Source organism: Hathewaya histolytica, assembly GCF_901482605.1.
Lineage (GTDB): Bacteria > Bacillota > Clostridia > Clostridiales > Clostridiaceae > Hathewaya > Hathewaya histolytica.
The window spans coordinates 1,511,700-1,531,157 of the sequence record NZ_LR590481.1 but is presented as its reverse complement, the minus strand read 5'-3'; the positions used below and the strand labels follow the sequence as shown (position 1 = coordinate 1,531,157).

20 protein-coding genes, 1 tRNA gene and 1 riboswitch are annotated in these 19,458 nt (G+C 29.8%); all 21 genes read left to right on the top strand.

Annotated features, from left to right (window positions below; genetic code table 11):
• The first annotated feature begins 50 nt into the window (after positions 1-50).
• The 21 genes from spoIVA (at position 51) to pknB (ending at position 19,445) form a co-directional block, all read left to right on the top strand.
• Positions 51-1,529 carry a stage IV sporulation protein A gene (gene spoIVA / locus FGL08_RS07525; RefSeq protein WP_138210203.1) on the top strand — a complete coding sequence of 493 codons (1,479 nt, stop codon included), beginning with the start codon at positions 51-53 and terminating at the stop codon, positions 1,527-1,529.
• A 64-nt stretch (positions 1,530-1,593) separates the two neighbouring features.
• A tRNA-Pro gene (locus FGL08_RS07520) sits at positions 1,594-1,669 on the top strand.
• A 170-nt stretch (positions 1,670-1,839) separates the two neighbouring features.
• Entirely contained in the window at positions 1,840-2,313 is a 474-nt protein-coding gene (tnpA, locus tag FGL08_RS07515) for an IS200/IS605 family transposase (protein ID WP_138209354.1), read from the top strand.
• A gap of 204 nt (positions 2,314-2,517) precedes the next feature.
• Positions 2,518-3,444, top strand: a complete 927-nt coding sequence (locus FGL08_RS07510) for a DUF2935 domain-containing protein (RefSeq protein WP_138210202.1) — start codon at positions 2,518-2,520, stop codon at positions 3,442-3,444.
• A 62-nt stretch (positions 3,445-3,506) separates the two neighbouring features.
• Positions 3,507-3,671, top strand: coding sequence for a hypothetical protein (locus tag FGL08_RS13405; protein ID WP_171012015.1), 165 nt, complete (start codon positions 3,507-3,509; stop codon positions 3,669-3,671).
• A gap of 14 nt (positions 3,672-3,685) precedes the next feature.
• Entirely contained in the window at positions 3,686-3,898 is a 213-nt protein-coding gene (locus tag FGL08_RS07505; RefSeq protein ID WP_138210201.1) for a hypothetical protein, read from the top strand.
• A gap of 139 nt (positions 3,899-4,037) precedes the next feature.
• Positions 4,038-5,024: an asparaginase gene (locus FGL08_RS07500; protein WP_138210200.1), complete on the top strand. Its 987-nt coding sequence runs from the start codon at positions 4,038-4,040 to the stop codon at positions 5,022-5,024.
• 99 nt (positions 5,025-5,123) lie between these two features.
• Positions 5,124-5,223: riboswitch (purine riboswitch) on the top strand.
• 102 nt (positions 5,224-5,325) lie between these two features.
• Positions 5,326-6,684, top strand: a complete 1,359-nt coding sequence (locus FGL08_RS07495) for an NCS2 family permease (RefSeq protein WP_138210199.1) — start codon at positions 5,326-5,328, stop codon at positions 6,682-6,684.
• A 298-nt stretch (positions 6,685-6,982) separates the two neighbouring features.
• The gene (locus FGL08_RS07490; RefSeq protein WP_138210198.1) at positions 6,983-7,864 is read left to right on the top strand and encodes a YicC/YloC family endoribonuclease; all 882 of its coding nucleotides are present in this window, start codon (positions 6,983-6,985) and stop codon (positions 7,862-7,864) included.
• Positions 7,865-7,883: 19 nt separating this feature from the next.
• The gene (gene remA, locus FGL08_RS07485; protein ID WP_138210197.1) at positions 7,884-8,156 is read left to right on the top strand and encodes an extracellular matrix/biofilm regulator RemA; all 273 of its coding nucleotides are present in this window, start codon (positions 7,884-7,886) and stop codon (positions 8,154-8,156) included.
• Positions 8,157-8,774 (top strand): guanylate kinase, encoded by a 618-nt coding sequence (gmk, locus tag FGL08_RS07480; protein ID WP_138210196.1) that lies wholly within the window; start codon positions 8,157-8,159, stop codon positions 8,772-8,774.
• Positions 8,767-8,991 (top strand): DNA-directed RNA polymerase subunit omega, encoded by a 225-nt coding sequence (gene rpoZ, locus FGL08_RS07475; RefSeq protein ID WP_243117956.1) that lies wholly within the window; start codon positions 8,767-8,769, stop codon positions 8,989-8,991. The genes gmk and rpoZ overlap by 8 nt, the downstream gene beginning before the upstream one ends.
• A gap of 1 nt (position 8,992) precedes the next feature.
• Complete coding sequence (gene coaBC / locus FGL08_RS07470; protein ID WP_138210195.1) at positions 8,993-10,183, top strand: bifunctional phosphopantothenoylcysteine decarboxylase/phosphopantothenate--cysteine ligase CoaBC; 1,191 nt, start codon at positions 8,993-8,995, stop codon at positions 10,181-10,183.
• A 44-nt stretch (positions 10,184-10,227) separates the two neighbouring features.
• Entirely contained in the window at positions 10,228-12,432 is a 2,205-nt protein-coding gene (priA, locus tag FGL08_RS07465; protein WP_138210194.1) for a primosomal protein N', read from the top strand.
• A gap of 13 nt (positions 12,433-12,445) precedes the next feature.
• Positions 12,446-12,898 carry a peptide deformylase gene (gene def / locus FGL08_RS07460; protein WP_138210193.1) on the top strand — a complete coding sequence of 151 codons (453 nt, stop codon included), beginning with the start codon at positions 12,446-12,448 and terminating at the stop codon, positions 12,896-12,898.
• Positions 12,899-13,831 (top strand): methionyl-tRNA formyltransferase, encoded by a 933-nt coding sequence (gene fmt, locus FGL08_RS07455; RefSeq protein ID WP_138210192.1) that lies wholly within the window; start codon positions 12,899-12,901, stop codon positions 13,829-13,831.
• 36 nt (positions 13,832-13,867) lie between these two features.
• Complete coding sequence (locus FGL08_RS07450; RefSeq protein WP_138211294.1) at positions 13,868-14,551, top strand: zinc metallopeptidase; 684 nt, start codon at positions 13,868-13,870, stop codon at positions 14,549-14,551.
• A 17-nt stretch (positions 14,552-14,568) separates the two neighbouring features.
• On the top strand, positions 14,569-15,897 hold the full coding sequence (rsmB, locus tag FGL08_RS07445; protein ID WP_138210191.1) for a 16S rRNA (cytosine(967)-C(5))-methyltransferase RsmB: 1,329 nt from the start codon (positions 14,569-14,571) through the stop codon (positions 15,895-15,897).
• A gap of 9 nt (positions 15,898-15,906) precedes the next feature.
• Positions 15,907-16,938: a dual-specificity RNA methyltransferase RlmN gene (rlmN, locus tag FGL08_RS07440; protein ID WP_138210190.1), complete on the top strand. Its 1,032-nt coding sequence runs from the start codon at positions 15,907-15,909 to the stop codon at positions 16,936-16,938.
• A gap of 19 nt (positions 16,939-16,957) precedes the next feature.
• The gene (locus FGL08_RS07435) at positions 16,958-17,695 is read left to right on the top strand and encodes a Stp1/IreP family PP2C-type Ser/Thr phosphatase (protein ID WP_138210189.1); all 738 of its coding nucleotides are present in this window, start codon (positions 16,958-16,960) and stop codon (positions 17,693-17,695) included.
• Positions 17,685-19,445, top strand: a complete 1,761-nt coding sequence (gene pknB / locus FGL08_RS07430; protein ID WP_138210188.1) for a Stk1 family PASTA domain-containing Ser/Thr kinase — start codon at positions 17,685-17,687, stop codon at positions 19,443-19,445. Before FGL08_RS07435 ends, pknB begins: the two co-directional genes overlap by 11 nt.
• The last annotated feature ends 13 nt before the right edge of the window (positions 19,446-19,458 follow it).

The following is a 19,458-nucleotide window of genomic DNA, read 5'->3' as shown; positions in this document are numbered from 1 at the left end:
CATACTCAATATATATATACTGTTAGAACGTATATAGGAGGGTATATATATTGGAAAAATTTGATATATATAAAGATATCGCGGAAAGAACTCAAGGTGATATTTATGTCGGGGTAGTGGGTCCTGTGAGAACTGGAAAGTCTACTTTTATAAAGAGGTTTATGGACCTTATGGTAATACCTAACATAGATAATCCACATAAAAAAGAAAGGGCTAAGGATGAATTGCCTCAAAGTGCATCCGGGAAAAGCATTCATACTACAGAGCCAAAGTTTGTACCTAACGAAGCGGTAGAAATTGGGTTTGATGAAAATACTAAATTTAAAATTAGAATGGTAGATTGCGTAGGGTATATAGTAAAGGGAGCTTTAGGGCACAAAGAAGAAGGTAATTCTAAAATGGTCACTACTCCATGGTATGATTATGAAATACCTTTTGAAGAAGCTGCTGAAATAGGCACTAAAAAGGTTATTAATGAGCATTCTACTATAGGGGTAGTAGTTTCTACAGATGGTAGCGTAACTGGAATAAACCGTAATGATTATATTGAGGCAGAAGAAAGGGTTATAAATGAGTTAAAAGTTATAAATAAGCCTTTTATAGTAGTCTTAAATACAAAACATCCTGAAGCAGAAGAAACCTTAGAGATAAAAAAATCTATGGAAGAAAAATATGATGTACCGGTGCAAATAATAGATGCTCTAAACATGACAGAAGAACATATTAAAACTATATTTGAAAAGATTTTAAAAGAATTTCCTGTAAAAGAAATTAAAATTAACATGCCAGAATGGATAGAAAATCTTAATCCTCAACATTGGCTTAAAGTTGATTTCTTAAATGTTGTAAAAGACCTATGTAAGAATATTTTTAAACTTAGGGATGTTAAACAATCATTTAGATTGGTAGAGGAGTTTGATTTTCTAAAAGGATCTAGGCTAAATGAGATAAATATGGGTGATGGTACTGCGAGTATTGACCTCAATCCTAAAGGAGATTTATTTTATAGAGTATTAAGCGAAGTTAGTGAATGTGAAATTAAAGGTGAGAGTGAACTTTTAGGTATTATGAGTGATTTTTATGAGGCTAAGAAAGAATATGATAAAATAAAGAGTGCTTTAAGAGATGTAACAGAAACGGGATATGGCCTTGTAGCTCCTCAATTATCTGAAATGAGACTAGAAGAACCTGAAATTGTAAAACAGGGAACTAGGTACGGGGTGAAATTAAAAGCTAGTGCACCATCACTACACTTAATAAAAGCAGATATTCAAACAGAAGTATCTCCTATTATGGGTACAGAGAAACAAAGCGAAGAACTAGTTAAGTCTATTTTAGAGCAATTTGAAAATGATCCATCTGAAATTTGGCAAAGTAATATGTTTGGTAAGTCTCTTGAAGTATTAGTTAAAGAAGGTCTTCAGAAAAAATTATATAAAATGCCTGAGGATGTTCAAATTAAAATACAAAAAACCCTTGAAAAGATAATTAATGAGGGTAATGGAGGACTTATCTGTATAATATTATAATAATTTATAGGCAATTTGAAAAATCAAGTTGCCTATAAATATTAATAAGTATTTTGAATATTAACTGGGTGTAGCGCAGATGGTAGCGTACAAGAATGGGGTTCTTGGGGTCGCGAGTTCAAGTCTCGCCACTCAGACCATAAGGCAATAAGTATGTATATACTTATTGTTTTTTTGTATTATGAATACCACAGGTTATACCTGTGGTTCTAAAAAGCTTTTAGCTATGAGTAGAAAAAATAAAACCTCCAATGTAAAATGAAAGTAGGTTTGCCGACCACAATCATTAAACAAAGGAGGTATATCCAATATGGATAATAGTAGTTTAGCACATAGCAAGTGGAATTGTAAATATCATATAGTTTTCGCACCTAAGTATAGGAGACAAGTAATATATGGGAAGATAAAAGCAGATATAGGACAAATATTAAGAAAGCTATGTGAACATAAAGGAGTAGAAATAATTGAAGCAAATGCGTGCAAAGATCACATACATATGCTTGTAAGTATACCACCAAAACTAAGTGTATCTCAATTTATGGGATATCTAAAAGGAAAAAGTTCGTTGATGATATTTGATAGACATGCAAATTTAAAATATAAATATGGAAATAGACAATTTTGGTGTAAGGGTTATTATGTTGATACAGTTGGTAGAAATAAAAAAGTTATAGAGGAATATATAAAGAATCAGATACAAGAAGATATAGCATATGAACAGATGAGTTTAAAAGAATATATAGACCCGTTTACGGGTAAGCCAGTAAAACAAGGCAAAAAATAATACCCCTTTTAGGGGTAGCCTGTAAAAATTTTGCGGTTGGCAAGCCGTTCAATGTGCGAGTAGCACAGCCAGTAATATGCCCTTATAGGGCTAAAGCAAGCCACCCGTTTTACGGGTGGTCCTGACTTATAAAAATTTATAGATGTAACAATTTTAAAACTTTGAATATATTAAAAGTGAGTAATAATATTAAGGAGTTTTTATATGAAATGGCAGAATACCTATGTTTCTAAATCTTTGCAATGTAATTTGTTTTTTATGAGAATAATGAAAGAACATTTATATTTTATTAGAAATGCAACTAATAAGAAGGAGAAATTTTTAATTAATAAGAATTTGCAATTAAGCGAAAGAGCTAGGGAGATTTTTTGTAGAACCATATATTTAAGTAATGGACATATTCATAAAAACACAATTAAATATGGGGAATTTATAACCCCATATACTTTGAAGTGTGAAATTAAATCTATGAAATACAATAGAGATCTAATAGACATTAACCTAACAAAGGCTCAATATATGATTTTAAAAAAGAACTATGTAGAAGAGTATATTCCATTAAAATGTGAAGATGATATAGAACATGAGGTAGAAAGGCTTAATTGTGAAGTGTTAAAATTTTTAAAGGAAGTTATATATTTTAAAGAATTTATATATAAAAAATTTATAGACTGCAAAATTTTCTTTAATATTTATCCTAGCTTATTACATCACGTAAAAATGGAGGCAGAATTCTATAGAAAATTAGTGTTAAATCTAGAACATAATAAACATTGTAAAGAAAGTATGTTGAAAAAAGAAAAATTACTTTTTTGGAACCATATAATGGAGGAACATGGAGGCTTTATTTCGGGATTATTAGATAGGAATGAGAGAAAATTAATAAATAAATCAGAAGAATTTGCTAAGAAGTATCATAGATTAGAATACAAAATGAAGCATGAAAAGAATTGTTTAGAAAAAAATATTAGGGACTCTTTAAAACTTACTAAAGATTTTAGGGGGTTCAAGCAGGAAGCAACAGAAGGAATTTTGTGCTGCAAAATCAGGGGTATAATAGATCCGCTTCTTTCTGATCACGTACTAAGAGAAGCAAATCATTTTATTAGAATTTTAGAAGAAATAAAATAGCATAAAATTATTCCTTAAAGGAAAGTATAAGTATGAGATTAAAACATAGGAGGAGGGGTAATATGCAAAAGAACTTCCCAAAAGGGGAATATGAAAAAGCTGTAGAAAAAGCTAAACATTTATTAGGGAAAGGTATAGGCTTTATAGAGGTAACAAATGAAACTGGGTTAAGTGGTGAGGATATAACAAAGATACAAAATAAGATTATTCAAAAGAAGAATGATTAAAGAAAGGAAAACATATGAGTAACGATATAGAAAAATATGGGAAAGAAGGATATAAGCTTTTAAATATAAAAAGAGATATTCAAAAAAATACGGGACAAGAAATATGTAAAGTAGAGCTAAAAGCTTTAGATGGTAAAATTAAAACTCTAGAATATGATGATAACTGTGGGGATGAGGTTGAAAAAATAATATTCACTTATCTAAAAGATAAAGAAACATATTCTTAAAATAAAAAGACCAGAAAATTTAAATTTTCTGGTCTTTTTATTTAAATTCAACTGACAGAATTAAAATAAAGATATATAATAATTAAGGTATTATTTAAGAATTTATAAAGTATCATTAATAGATTTAGGGGGCGTTATAATGAAAAAAGTAGCTATTGTATTTAATGGGGGAACAATTTCGATGAAGGTGGATCCAAAGCTTAAAGCTGCTATTCCGACTTTAAGTGGGGAAGAAATCATGTCTATGGTAACTGGAATTGAAAACTATGCAGAAATAGAAACTTATACCTTTTCGAGCTTGCCAAGTCCTCATGTAACACCAGAACTTATGATGGATTTATCAAATTATATAAAAAAACTTTTAAATAGAGATGATATAATAGGTGTTGTAACTACTCATGGAACAGATACACTAGAAGAAACAGCATATTTCTTAGATTTAACTCTAGATTCTGAAAAACCTGTTATAGTTACGGGATCCATGAGAAACAGTTCTGAACTTGGGTATGACGGACCAGCTAATTTATCAGCATCAATTTGTACTGCTATATCTCCTAAGTCAAAAAGAAGAGGCGTTTTAGTATGTTTAAATGATGAATTAAATTGTGCTAGTGAGGTTACAAAAGAGCACTCAATGCATTTAAATACGTTTAGAAGTCCTGAATTTGGTCCAGTAGGTATAGTAGATAATAATGAGGCTATTTTTTATAGAGATAATTTAAATAAGCAAAAAATTATAACTGATAGTCTAGAAACTAGGGTAGACCTTATAAAGACAGCAGCGGGTATGGATGGAAAATTAATTGATTTTTGTGTAATGGAAGGTGCTAAAGGAATTGTAATTGAGGCCATGGGAAGAGGTAATATACCACCTAAAATGGCGGAAGCTGTTGAAAGAGCTATAAAAAGAGGTGTAGTAATAGTATTAGTTTCTAGATGTTTTAAAGGTAGAGTTTTAGATACCTATGGTTATCCAGGTGGAGGAAAGGGCCTTAGAGAATCAGGAGTGATTTTTGGTGATAGGCTTCCTGGACAAAAGGCTAGAATAAAATTAATGCTGGCTCTAGGATATACTAAAAACATAGATGAAATCAGGGAAATATTTGAGCAAGATTTATATAGATAAAGATTAGATTGAAATATAACGAACTATTTAATGATAAAAAGTAAAAATGTTCGTAAAAGGTATTGACAATAGATTTTGGGTTTGATAATATAGACATATAAAATTACAGAAACAGACGCTTATATAATACTGATAATATGGATCAGTAGTTTCTACCGAATACCGTAAACATTCGACTATGGGCTTATCTTCAATTATTTTTGTATAATTTTAACTATAGTTTTTGAAATTTATGCACTAATAAAAGCCTTAAGATAACTCATCTTAAGGCTTTTATATTTTTTTATAGGAGGTAACAACAATGGAAAAAATTTTTAAGCTCAAAGAAAATAATACAGATGTAAAAAGGGAAATCATTGGGGGAATTACAACCTTTTTAACTATGGCGTACATAATAGCTGTTAACCCCGATATTTTAAGTGTAACAGGGATGGACAAAGCAGCTTTAGTTACTGTAACTTGTATTACAGCTGCTTTTGCTACTATACTTATGGGTTTATATGCTAACTTACCTTTTGCCCTAGCTTCTGGCATGGGATTAAATGCATATTTTGCATTTACTGTGTGTAATCCAAAAGGTATGAATATACCTTGGCAAATGGCTTTAACAGCTGTATTTATAGAAGGAGTAATTTTTATATTACTTTCCTTAACTAACGTAAGAGAAGCAGTTGCTAGTTCGATTCCTAAAAATCTTAAATTAGCTGTAACAGCTGGTATAGGTTTATTTATTGCTTTTATAGGTTTCGTTAATTCAGGGGTTGTTGTAGCTAATGAAGCTACTAAAGTGGCTAAAGGGAATTTAACTTCTCCTACGGTGATTATAGCACTAATAGGTATTTTGACTATTGTAATTTGTGAAGTGAAAAAAATAAGAGGAGGAATTTTGCTAGGAATTCTTACGAGTACATTAATATCATGGATGTACGCTTTTATTTCACCAGAAGCTGCAGCTACATATGGAATAGTATTACCTAAAGGGGTATTTGAGTTTGCTAGTATTAGGCCTATTGCTTTTAAATTAGATTTTACCTACATAGTGGATCCAAGTAAAATAGGAAACTTTATTATGGTAGTGTTTTCTTTCCTATTTGTAGATTTTTTCGATACAGTTGGAACCCTAGTTGGGGTTGCTTCTAAGGTTGATATGATAGATGAAGAAGGTAGAGTTAAGAATGCAGGTAAAGCCCTCTTAGTTGATGCTATTGGAACTACTGTTGGAGGTGTCTTGGGAACTTCTACAGTAACTACAGTTGTAGAAAGTTCTGCAGGAGTTGCAGAGGGAGCAAGAACGGGTTTTGCATCTATTATAACAGGAATACTGTTTTTAATTGCAATGTTCTTTTCACCACTATTTATAAGTATTCCTTCATGTGCTACAGCACCTGCACTTATAATAGTAGGTTTCTTTATGATTCAGAATGTAGCTAAGATAGAATTTAATGATTTTACAGAAGGAGTTCCAGCTTTCTTGACAATAGCTTTAATGCCTTTAACTTATAGCATAGGTGATGGGTTAATTATTGGAATTCTATCTTATGGATTAATAAATGGCTTATACAATATAATACAAAGGATAAACGGAAAAGAAAGAAAAAAGGTTCCTGTTGTATTATATATACTTACTGTAATATTTATAATTAAATTTATAAAATTATAGCACATATAAAGTATAAAAGACTCTACCCCTATAAGGTGTAGAGTCTTTTATACTTTATATACATTTTGCATATGATATATATTGTACTTTAATTAAATGTGTAAATGTAATATAATACTAGAGGCTATTATTTGAAAGCAATTGTATGAAATTGAAATAATTATTATATATAGAGGTTGATTTTTTTAGTAAAATATGTTTTAAATATTATGATAAGAATAAAATTTAAAAAGAAGAATTTATATTATGCAAAATTAATAGTATAATTTAAGTAGAGTAGCTTGGAAGGTGGATAGATATGGTAAAGAGTATGACGGGTTTTGGTAGAGGAAGTGTTACGGAAGGAAGTAAGACTTTTATAATAGAAATGAAGAGTGTTAATCATAGATTTCAAGAAACTTCAGTAAAACTTCCTAGGACTTTTCTTTCACTAGAAGATAAAATAAGAAGGCTTATAGCTGATAATATTAAAAGGGGCAAAGTAGATATTTACATAACCCAAAAAGATTATGAGAAACAGTCTACAAACGTAGCTTTAAACTTAGAACTTGCAAAAAGTTATTTGGAGTCCTTAAGAATTATTAATCAAGAATTAGGATTACGTGATGATATAACCGTAGGATCATTATCAAGGTTTCCAGAAGTGATAACATTGGATCAAAAAGAAGAGGATTTAGATAAAATTTGGAGTATGATGGAAGTTGCTTTGAAAGAAGCTTGTGATAAACTTTTAATTATGCGTAACAAAGAAGGGGAAAAATTAAAAGAAGATATTCTAATAAAATTATGTAATTTAAAAGAATTATTAATGAGAATAGAAGAAAGATCACCTAAAGTAGTAGAGGAGTACAAAAACAAGCTTTCAGGACGTTTAAAGGATTTATTAGATGATAAACAAAATTATGATGAAGGAAGAGTTGCAATGGAGATTGCAATTTTTGCTGATAAAGCTAGTATTGATGAAGAGTTAACAAGATTGAATAGTCATATAGAACAAATGAGGTCAGCTTTTGAATTAGATGAGTCTATCGGTAGGAAACTCGATTTTATAGTTCAGGAGATGAATAGAGAAGCAAATACTATAGCTTCAAAGGCAAATGATTTAGAAATATTAAAGCACACTTTAGGTCTTAAAACAGTAATTGAGAAGGTAAGAGAACAAGTTCAAAATATCGAGTAAAATTTATGGGAGGTTCATTATGAATATTAAATTAATCAACATTGGATTCGGAAATATAGTATCAGCTAATAGATTAGTTGCTATAGTAAGTCCAGAGTCTGCACCAATAAAAAGAATAATTCAAGAAGCTAGGGATAGAGGAATGTTAATTGATGCTACCTATGGTAGAAGAACAAGAGCAGTTATTATAACAGATAGTGATCATATTATATTATCAGCTGTTCAACCAGAAACTGTAGCTCATAGATTATCAGTAAAAGGTGAAGAGGCTATGGATGAGGTGGAAGAATAAATGTTTCAAAAGGGGTTATTAATAGTAATATCAGGACCTTCAGGTGCAGGTAAGGGTACTGTATGTAAAAAACTTTTGCAAAATAAAAACTATTGGTTATCAGTATCAGCAACAACTCGCATCCCAAGAGCAGGAGAAATTGAAGGGAAAAGCTACTTTTTCTTAGAAAAGAAAAAATTCGAGGAAAAATTAAGTAAAGGCGATTTTTTAGAATATGCTGAAGTATATGGTAATTATTATGGAACTCCAAAAGATAAAATAGAGGAAAAATTAAATGAAGGTACTGATGTGATTTTAGAAATAGATATACAAGGTGCACTTAAAGTTAAAGAAATATGTCCAGAGGGAGTATTTATTTTTATAATGCCACCATCTATGGAAGAATTAAAAAGTAGGATCATTGGAAGAGGTAGTGAAACAGAGGAAAGTCTAAATCTAAGATTTAAATCTGCATTTAAAGAACTGAACTATGTATCTAAATATAATTATGTGGTTATAAATGATATTATAGACCATGCAGTAGAAAATATAGAATCAATTATTAAGGGTGAAAAATGTCGCGTAGATAGACAAAAGGACTTATGCGATAAAATAACAGGAGGAGTAAAATATGAATAAATCTGACTCAATGATAAATCCAGCTATAGTAAATTTATTAAAAAATGTAGACAATAGATATTCTCTAATAATATCCACTTCAAAAAGAGCAAGACAAATTATTGATGGTAATGAAAGGCTAGTTGAGATATCTTCAAATAAACCATTGACAATTGCCATAAATGAGATTAATGAAGGAGCAATAACAGTTGAGAGAGTAAAAGAGGGTATAAAGTAAAATGTCTCAAAATAAATGTCTAGTTATTGGTGTTTGTGGAGGTATTGCTGCTTATAAATCTTTAGATGTAATAAGCAAATTGAGAAAAAAGGATATTGATATCCATGTAATAATGACTAAGTCTGCAAAGGAGTTTATAACTCCTTTGAGTTTCCAAAGTATAAGTCAAAATATGGTTATTCATGATATGTTTGAAGAACCAAAAGCATGGGAGATTCAACATATATCATTAGCTAAAAAAGCTGATTTAGTAGCAATTATTCCGGCTACAGCAAATATAATCGGCAAGGTTGCCAGCGGAATTGCAGATGATATGTTATCAACTACTATAATGGCAACGAAATCTCCAGTTATTTTTGCACCAGCTATGAATACTAACATGTATATAAATCCTATAGTCCAAAATAATATACATAAACTAAAAGAGTTTGGATATAAATTTATAGAACCACAAAAAGGGAGACTTGCATGTGGAGATCATGGCATTGGTAAACTTGCAGATACTGAGGAAATAGTAGAATATATTTATAGTGAGATGTATCCAGTAAAGGATTTGGTTGGAAAGAAGGTTTTAGTTACTGCAGGTCCAACTATAGGAAGAATTGATCCAGTAAGAATATTTACTAATCGTTCCTCTGGCAAAATGGGATATGCAATTGCAAAGGAAGCTAGAAATAGAGGTGCTGAAGTCATATTAGTTTCTGGACCCACTAATATAAAGCCTCCTTTAGGTGTCAAAGTCATAAGTGTAGACACTAACGAAGAAATGTATAATGCTATTATGGAGAAATATAATGATATGGATATTGTAATTAAGTCAGCAGCTGTTGCAGACTATATACCTAAGAATTATAGTGAAGAAAAGATTAAAAAAGGTACGGGTAGTTTAAATATAGAACTTGTTAGGGATAAGGATATACTATATGACTTAGGACAGAAAAAACAATCTCAAATACTAGTAGGATTTGCTGCTGAAAGCAAGGATTTAGTTGAGAATGCAGAAAAGAAACTACAAAAAAAGAATTTGGATTTTATAGTAGCTAATAATATAAAGAGTTCTGATACTGGTTTTTCTTCAGATTACAATAGTGCAACTGTTTTGTCTAAGTATGGGGACACGTTTTATATAAATAAAATGAGTAAAGATGAATTTGCTAAAAATTTATTTAATTTAATAACAGAAAAGCGCTAATGCGCTTTTTTGTTTATTAATATAAAAATAGAAAAGGTGATTTAGTGAATAAATTAGCTAATGTGGTTATTAATTCTTTAAGTTCAGCAATTGATCGTTTATTTACTTATAGAATACCTAAAGATTTAGAAGAGCATATAAGAATAGGCCATAGAGTTAGAGTGCCTTTTGGAAAGGGAAATAAATCTTCAGAGGCCTTTGTTATGGAAATTTATGAAGAAGATAAAAGTAGTAATGAAGGAATTAATATAAAATATATAAATAAAATATGTGAAAAATATCCATTAATTACTTATTTAGATATCCAGCTTATAAATATTATGAGGCGTAAGTATCTATGTACTTATATGGAATGTATTAAGGTTTTCTTACCTACTGGTATCAGTAAAGGAGTCACTTTTAAGAAAAAGGAAGTCTTATATAAAATAAGAGAATTAGAGGGGAATTATATAAAAGAACCTTATACTACGATTATAAATTTAATAGATAAAGAAAAATTAATAAAAAGTGATATAAAAAATAAATATAATATTTCTATATCCTCTGTAAATACTTTAATAAAACATGGATTTATAAGTACTAAAGAAGAAATAGTAAATAGGTTTCCAGTGAAATTTTATACTCATTATGAAAAAAAAGAATTAAATTCAATGCAGAAGAATGCTTTGAATACTATTATTCATTCTCACAAAAAGAAATTTTTAATTCATGGTGTTACTGGAAGTGGAAAAACAGAAATTTATTTAAATTTAGTAGAACATATGCTTCTAAATAAAAAACAGTCTATAGTTTTGGTGCCAGAGATTTCTTTAACACCTCAAATGATTGAAAGATTTAAAGGTAGATTTGGAGAAGATGTAGCTGTATTTCATAGTAGGCTCTCAGATGGAGAAAGATTTGAGCAATGGATGAGAGTTAAGACTGGAGAGGTTAATGTAGCAGTAGGTGCAAGATCAGCACTATTTCTACCATTTAAAGATTTAGGTATAATTATAATTGATGAAGAACATGAAGGAAGCTATAAGTCAGAAACAGATCCTAAATATAATGCTAAAGATATATCTTTTTTAATAAGTGACTTAAAAGGATGTAAGGTAGTTTTAGGATCTGCAACACCTAGTTTAGAAAGCTACTATGAAGGAATAAATGATGAAATTTCCATAATCAAGCTTCTAAATAGGGTTTCAAATAAACTATTACCTAGATCTACAATAGTTGATATGAGGGAAGAATTAGAGCAAAATAATAGATCTATATTTAGTAGAAAACTATTTGATTCAATAAAAGGTTGCTTAGAAAGAAATGAGCAAGTAATATTATTCTTAAATAGAAGAGGATTCTCTCCTTTTGTATCCTGTAGAAAATGTGGTTATGTATTTAAATGTAAAAACTGTGATATAAGTTTAACATATCATGCTAATGGGAATTTAGTATGTCATTACTGCGGGTATAAGGAAAACTCAGTGAACATATGTCCTAAGTGCAAAAGTAAGTATGTAAAACATTTTGGTGTAGGTACAGAAAGAGTTGAAAAGGAAGTGAAAAAATATTTTCCGCATAGCAAAGTTATTAGGATGGACTTTGATACTACTAGAAGAAAAGATTCTTATGAGAAACTATACAATGTATTTAAGAATAAAGAAGCAGATATTTTAGTAGGAACTCAAATGATAGCCAAAGGTCTAGACTTTGAAAATGTAACTTTAGTAGGTGTTTTAGCAGCAGATATTTCTTTAAACTATCCAGAATTCAGGGCAGCAGAGAAAACTTTTCAACTTATAACCCAGGTTTCAGGGAGAGCTGGTAGAGGTGATAAAGAAGGGGAAGTTATAATTCAAACTTATTCACCAGACAATTATAGTATAGTCTTATCTTCAGAAAATAGGTATGAAGACTTTTTCAAAGAAGAAATTAAAATTAGAAAAATTTTAGATTATCCACCTTTTTCAGAAATGCTTTTAATTAATATAAGTGCACAGGAAAAAGAAGAGGGTGAAGAGTATATAAAAGTTTTAAAAAAAGAAATAGAAAACATTCTTGACAAATATGATAAAATTAAAATGCTAGGGCCATGTCCGTGTTCAGTTTTTAAATTGAAAAAAGAATTTAGATGGCAAGTTATATTTAAAGGAAACTTTTCTAATGAATTTGCCTTATGTATAAAAGAAATAGTATATAAGGTCTTGGGAGAAAAAAGATTTAAAAATATAAAGATAGGTTTGGATACTAATCCAAGGAATTTAGTATAAGGAGGATTAAATAATGGCACTTAGAAATTTAAGAATTAATGGAGATGAAATTCTAAGAAAGAGATGTAAGGAAGTTACTAATATAGATGATAGAACCTTAAGTTTAATAGAGGATATGAAAGAAACTATGTATAAGGAGAATGGTGTAGGACTTGCTGCACCCCAAGTAGGTATATTAAAAAGAATAATTGTTATAGATGTAGGCGAAGGATGTTTTGCGCTTATAAACCCTGAAATCCTAGAAACTAAGGGTGAGTATGTAGATATAGAAGGTTGTCTAAGCATACCAGGTAACCAAGGAGAGGTAAGAAGACCTGAATATGTTAAGGTTAAGGGCCTAAATGAAAAAGGGCAAGAAGTAATATTAGAAGGTAGTGGTCTGCTTGCAAGAGCTTTTTGTCATGAGATAGATCATTTAGATGGAATTTTATTTATTGATAAAATTATTAAAGGAGAGAAAAATTAGATGAAAATAGTTTTTATGGGCACTCCAGATTTTGCAGTTCCTTCTCTAAAGGCTTTATTAGACAATTTTGATGTAAAAGCTGTTTTAACTCAACCAGATAAGCCTAAAGGAAGAGGGAAAAAATTATCAATTAGTCCCGTGAAGGAATTAGCTTTACAGTACAATATTCCCGTTTACCAACCTGTAAAGTTAAAAAATGATGAGGATGTAAAGAAAGTATTAAAGGATATAGAGCCAGATTTTATGGTGGTAGTAGCTTTTGGACAGATTTTAACAAAGGAGATATTGGATATACCTAAATATGGATGTATAAACTTACATGGTTCTCTTTTGCCTAAGTATAGAGGTGCTGCACCTATTAATTGGTCTATAATTAATGGTGAAAAAGTAACAGGAAATACTACTATGCTTATGAATGAGGGTCTAGATACTGGCGATATGTTATTAAAGGATGAAGTTGAGATATCTGATACTAGTACTGCTGGTGAAATTCATGATATACTCATGGAAAGAGGTGCAAAATTACTTATAGAAACAATAGATAAACTTTTAAAATGTGAGATAAAGCCTATTCCACAAAAGGATACAAGCACAATGTATGCATCTATGCTTAATAAGGATATGGCTCGAATAAATTGGGAAAAAAGTGCAAGGGAAATAAATCTATTTATAAGGGGACTTAATCCTTGGCCTATAGCGTACACACATTATGAAGATAAGATTATGAAAATATATGAAGCAGAAATTATAAACAAGGATATACAAGAACCCTTTGGTACTATATTAAAAGTAACTGAGAAAGGAATTGAGGTTGCTTGTGGAGAAGGGGTATTGTTAATAAAAAAAATACAATTTCCAGGTAAGAAATCTATGGAAGTTGGGGAGTATATAAAGGGAAACAATATTAATGTTAACACAGTATTAGGAGATTAAATGCTCTTAAGAAAATATTATGAAGTAGGTGAGTATATGCTTTATTTTGATAGTACTATGATAATATTAATTCCAGCATTGCTAATTTCAATGTATGCTCAATTTAAAGTTCAAAATACCTTTCAACGTTACTCTAGAGTATTTAGTAAAAGGGGGATAACTGGTGGAGAAGTTGCGAGGAGACTTTTAGATGAAGCTGGACTTTCACATATACCAGTAGAATTAATACAAGGGAAATTAACAGATCATTATGATCCTGTAAATAAGGTTATGAGACTTTCTAATGATGTTTATTATGGAAATTCCGTAGCATCTATTGGTGTAGCCGCCCATGAGACAGGTCACGCTATTCAACATAAAGAAAATTATGCTCCACTTAACATAAGAAATTCTATTGTACCAGTCGTTAATATAAGTTCTAGTGCTTCTTGGCTTTTATTCTTCGTAGGAATGATCTTTAGTATACCGAAGTTAACAACTTTAGGTATATTACTATTCTCTGCAGTAGTATTATTTCAAATAATAACTTTACCTGTAGAGTTTAATGCATCTGCAAGGGCTATTAAGATACTTAATAGTAGATCTATACTAGATAGTGAAGAAATTTATGGAGCTAAGAAAGTTCTACAGGCAGCCGCACTTACTTATGTAGCTGCAGCTATAACAGCAATTTCTCAATTATTAAGATTGATTGCTTTAAATAACAGAAATAGAGATTAAAAACTTAAGAGGTGTTTATGAGTACAAATACAAGAAAAGTAGCAGTAGATATTATAAATGAAGTTTTATATAAAAATGCTTATTCTAATCTAGCTTTAAATTTACAATTAAAAAGATATAATTTTGATGAAAGAGATAGGGCGCTTATTACAGAAATTATATACGGAACTATAAAGCATAAGTACACTATTGATAGAATTCTATCCTCTTTTTTAAGAGAAGGAATAGAGAGTATAGATAAATTTGTTCTTACTTTACTTAGAATTTCTATTTATCAATTTAAATATTTAAGCAAGGTACCGGATTTTGCCATAGTTAATGAAGCTGTAGAAATATGTAAAGGATATAGTACTATAAAAAATTCTAAAATAGTAAATGGTGTTTTAAGAAATTTCTTAAGAAAAGGTGAGCCTAAATTTAAGTTTAAAAATGAGGAAGAAAAACTAGCTTATGAATTTTCTTATCCTACTTGGATGGTAAAATTATTTTTAAAACAATATGGAAAAGAAAATGCTCTAAAAATTTTAAAAGGCTTAAATGAAAGACCTAGTATTACTGTTAGAGTTAATCCACTTATGGGGGATTATGAGGAAGTTTTTGAAGCAATGGAAAAGGAAGGTTATGAAGTTTCAGAATGTGATATATGTCCTGAAGGAATAAATATTAAAAGAGGAAGTAGTATAGAGTTAAATAAATTATTTAAGGAAGGATATATTACAGTGCAAGATGAAAGTGCTATGATAGTTGCAACTCTAATGGAACTTTCGGATAGGCTTACTGTACTTGATACTTGTAGTGCTCCAGGAGGAAAAACTACACATATTGCAGAACTTATGAATAATAATGGTGAAATATTAGCTTGTGATATACACGAACATAAATTAAAATTAATAAGAGATAATGCTAGTAGGCTTAATATTGATATTATAAAACCAGAAATTAGAAATGCAGAAGAATTTTATTCTGAATTTGAGGAAAAGTTTCATAGAGTTTTAGTAGATGCCCCTTGTTCTGGCTTGGGCATAATAAGAAAAAAACCAGAGATAAAATGGAATAAATCAGAGAAGGATTTAAAGAACTTACACTCTATACAATATAAGATACTTAACAATTCAGTTAGGTATGTTAAAAAGGGAGGAAGTTTAATTTATTCCACTTGTACTTTAAATAAGGATGAAAATGAGAAAGTTATAAAAGAACTTTTGAACGATAATCCAGAATTTAAAGTAGATAAAATTTATTTAGGAAAGGTAGAAAATATTATATATCATGAAGAAGGATATATAACTATACTACCTAATGAAAATATGGATGGATTTTTTATGTGTAAAATTAAAAGACAGTAGGTGTTTTGTATGAATAACATTTTAGATTTTAATTTAGAGGAACTCAAGATTTGGATGGTGGATAATGGAGAGAGTTCCTTTAGAGCAAAACAGGTTTTAGATTGGATATACAAGGGTGTATGGGATTTTAATGATATGAAAAATCTATCTAATGCTATAAAACAAAAATTAAAAGATAACTTTAAGATATCAATTCCTAAAATAGTAAGCAACTTAAAATCTACAAAAGACAATACAACGAAATTTCTACTTGCTTATGATGATGGAAATCTTATTGAAACAGTAGTTATGAAGTATAAACATGGGAACTGTATTTGCGTTTCTACTCAAATAGGATGTAGAATGGGGTGTACATTTTGTGCATCTACTTTAGACGGAGTAGTTAGAAATCTATCAACAGGAGAGATAATAGCACAGATTTTAGTGGCACAAAAATATATTGAAGAGAGAATTTCAAATATTGTATTAATGGGTAGTGGTGAGCCACTTGATAATTACAATAATGTAATAAAATTCATAAGATTAGTGAGTGAAAAATATACTTTAAATATAGGGAAAAGACATATAACTTTATCAACTTGTGGTATTGTTCCCAAAATTAAAGATTTAGCTGATGAAGAAACTCAAATTACTTTGGCAATTTCTCTTCATGCACCAACAGATTTTATAAGAAAACAGAGTATGCCTATTGCTAACAAATACTCTATAAAAGAACTTATAGATATTTGCAATTATTATATAGAAAAGACAGGAAGAAGAATAACCTTCGAATATGCACTAATTAAGAACTTTAATGATAGGGATATACATGCAGAGGAACTTTCTAAAATATTAAAAGGACTATTGTGTCATGTAAATCTTATACCTGTAAATGAAGTAAAAGAGAAAAATTATGAAAGATCAGACAATGATAGTATAGAAAAATTTAAAAATATATTAGAAAAAAATAAGATACAGGTTACTATAAGAAGAGAGATGGGATCAGATATAAATGCAGCTTGTGGGCAACTTAGACGAAGTTATTTAGAAAAAGAAATTTGATTTAAAGGGGGCTACAAAATTGGTTGGCATAGTTTCTGATATAGGGAATTATAGATTAGTTAACGAGGATGCCGTTGGATATTTTGAAGACACTAATTTAAGATACTATATTGTAGCAGATGGTATGGGTGGACATAATGCTGGTGAAGTTGCAAGTAACATAGCAGTAAATCACACAATTAATTTTATTAAAGAAGCTTCTTTAAAAAATCCCATAGAGTATAAAGATATTCTAAAGAAGGCTATAGAAATGGCTAATACACAGATATATTTACTTTCTAAAGAAAAAGAAAGTTATTGTGGGATGGGAACTACTGTTACTGCATGTTTAATTAACAACAACAAAATATATATTGCTAATGTTGGAGATAGTTCTTGTATAGTTATAAAAAGTGATAGTAATATAGAAAAAATAACAAAAGATCATTCATTGGTTCAAGAGCTTATAGATAGTGGGAGTATTACTATTGAACAGGCCCTAAGGCATCCAAATAAAAATATAATAACAAGAGCTTTAGGAACTAATGAAAAAGTGAGAATAGATATATATGAATTCGATAACATAGGATTTTCTAAGATTATTTTGTGTAGTGATGGACTTACAAATGGAGTTTCCTTGGAGGAAATTTCAACTATTGTAACAAAATATAATCCAGAAGTAGCTAGCAAGAAACTTGTAGAGCTTAGCAAGGAAAATGGAAGTAAAGATAACATATCAGTAATTGTTTTTGAAGGAGCTGATAAAAATGATAGGTAATATATTAGGTAATAGATATGAAATTTTACAAAAAATTGGCGAAGGTGGAATGTCAGAAGTATATAAAGGTAGATGTAATCTACTAAATAGATATGTTGCAATTAAAATTTTAAAAAGAGAGTTCGTAAATGATATTGAGTTTGTAGAAAAATTTAAGAGAGAAGCTACGGCGGTGGCTGCGCTTATAAGTAATAATATAGTTAGTATCTATGATGTAGGAACGGAAGACGATATTAATTATATAGTAATGGAAATTGTAGAGGGTAAAACATTAAAAGAACTTATTAATGAAAAGGGAAGATTAAATATTAATGAGACATTAGATATAGGAGTTCAAATTGCTAAAGCTTTAGAATGTGCTCATAAAAATGGCATAGTTCATAGAGATATAAAACCTCAAAATATCCTTGTTACGGAAGAAGGAATAGTAAAAGTAACTGATTTCGGGATTGCTAAAGCAATGAATTCAGCAACAATAACTAATACAAATAAGGTTATGGGCTCTGCCCATTATTTTTCACCAGAGCAGGCAAAAGGAACTGTAGTAGATTTTAGAACAGATATATATTCTTTAGGTGTTGTTTTATATGAAATGCTAGTAGGAAAGGTTCCTTATGATGGAGATACTCCTGTAGCAATCGCTTTAAAACATATCCAAGAACCTATAATAGAACCGAGGGTCTTTAATAAAAGTATTCCTAGTAATATGAATGATTTAATTTTAAAAAGTATGGATAAAGATCTATCAAAGCGTTATCAGTCTATAAAAGATATGATTTCAGATATGAATATGATTAAAAATAATTCAAATTATAGTTTAGATCAAAATGTATACAATACTGCTGAATTTACAAGGATTATGGATCCTATTGATGAAAAATTATTAAATACTAAAATACATAATACTGATGATATTTCAAATCTTCATAATGAAGTAGAAGAAGATAATGAAGATGATTATGAAGATATCATGGATGATGAAGATGGTTTCAAGGAAGTTAGTACTAGTAAAAAGAAAATATTAAAAAATGCTTTAATTGGGCTTATTGTATTATTGCTTGGTATGGGTTCAGCATTTGGAATAAAGAGTATGTTATCTAAGGAAAGCGTAAATGTACCCAATATAATAGGGCTAACTAAAGCTGAGGCTAAGGATAAGATAGAATCTAAGGGGCTTAAATTTACTGTGGAAAAAGAAGAGGAAAGTGATAAACCAAAAGATACAGTTCTAGATTCTAACCCAAAAGAGGGTGAAAAGGTAGATAACGGTTCAGAAGTAAAAGTAACTATTAGTAAAGGAAATATTGGTGATATCGAAGTAAAAGATTTTAGAGGGCTGAAATTCTCAGAAGTTGAACCTATGCTTGATTCTTTGAAGTTAAAACTTGGAGATGTAAAAAAAGAATTTAATAATTCCGTTCCTAATGGAGTTATTATAAGTCAAAGTTTAGAAAGTGGAGAAAAAGTAAAAGAGGGTTCAACTATAGATTTTGTTGTAAGCAAAGGTCCAAAAGAGAAAAGAGTTACAGTACCGAGCCTTTCAGGTAAAACTTTAAACCAAGCCCAAGAAATATTATCTAGCTTAGGTCTTAAATTAAGTAAAGGTCAAGAAATAAAGGTTGGAGAGCCTAATAAGGATGGCTTCATTAAAAGTCAACAACCTGAATCAGGTTCTGAAATAAAGGAAGGAAATTATATAACTGTAGAATATTATGTTTTTGATAAGGGCTTAGAATTTAAAAATAGATAGGCCAGGAGGAAAG

Bases quoted from the DNA above. Each gene is read 5' to 3' on its own strand.
- tnpA (WP_138209354.1), top strand. From the start codon at position 1,840: ATGGATAATAGTAGTTTAGCACATAGCAAGTGGAATTGTAAATATCAT.
- FGL08_RS07510 (WP_138210202.1), top strand. From the start codon at position 2,518: ATGAAATGGCAGAATACCTATGTTTCTAAATCTTTGCAATGTAATTTG.
- FGL08_RS13405 (WP_171012015.1), top strand. From the start codon at position 3,507: ATGCAAAAGAACTTCCCAAAAGGGGAATATGAAAAAGCTGTAGAAAAA.
- FGL08_RS07505 (WP_138210201.1), top strand. From the start codon at position 3,686: ATGAGTAACGATATAGAAAAATATGGGAAAGAAGGATATAAGCTTTTA.
- FGL08_RS07500 (WP_138210200.1), top strand. From the start codon at position 4,038: ATGAAAAAAGTAGCTATTGTATTTAATGGGGGAACAATTTCGATGAAG.
- FGL08_RS07495 (WP_138210199.1), top strand. From the start codon at position 5,326: ATGGAAAAAATTTTTAAGCTCAAAGAAAATAATACAGATGTAAAAAGG.
- FGL08_RS07490 (WP_138210198.1), top strand. From the start codon at position 6,983: ATGGTAAAGAGTATGACGGGTTTTGGTAGAGGAAGTGTTACGGAAGGA.
- remA (WP_138210197.1), top strand. From the start codon at position 7,884: ATGAATATTAAATTAATCAACATTGGATTCGGAAATATAGTATCAGCT.
- gmk (WP_138210196.1), top strand. From the start codon at position 8,157: ATGTTTCAAAAGGGGTTATTAATAGTAATATCAGGACCTTCAGGTGCA.
- rpoZ (WP_243117956.1), top strand. From the start codon at position 8,767: ATGAATAAATCTGACTCAATGATAAATCCAGCTATAGTAAATTTATTA.
- coaBC (WP_138210195.1), top strand. From the start codon at position 8,993: ATGTCTCAAAATAAATGTCTAGTTATTGGTGTTTGTGGAGGTATTGCT.
- def (WP_138210193.1), top strand. From the start codon at position 12,446: ATGGCACTTAGAAATTTAAGAATTAATGGAGATGAAATTCTAAGAAAG.
- fmt (WP_138210192.1), top strand. From the start codon at position 12,899: ATGAAAATAGTTTTTATGGGCACTCCAGATTTTGCAGTTCCTTCTCTA.
- FGL08_RS07450 (WP_138211294.1), top strand. From the start codon at position 13,868: ATGCTTTATTTTGATAGTACTATGATAATATTAATTCCAGCATTGCTA.
- rsmB (WP_138210191.1), top strand. From the start codon at position 14,569: ATGAGTACAAATACAAGAAAAGTAGCAGTAGATATTATAAATGAAGTT.
- rlmN (WP_138210190.1), top strand. From the start codon at position 15,907: ATGAATAACATTTTAGATTTTAATTTAGAGGAACTCAAGATTTGGATG.
- pknB (WP_138210188.1), top strand. From the start codon at position 17,685: ATGATAGGTAATATATTAGGTAATAGATATGAAATTTTACAAAAAATT.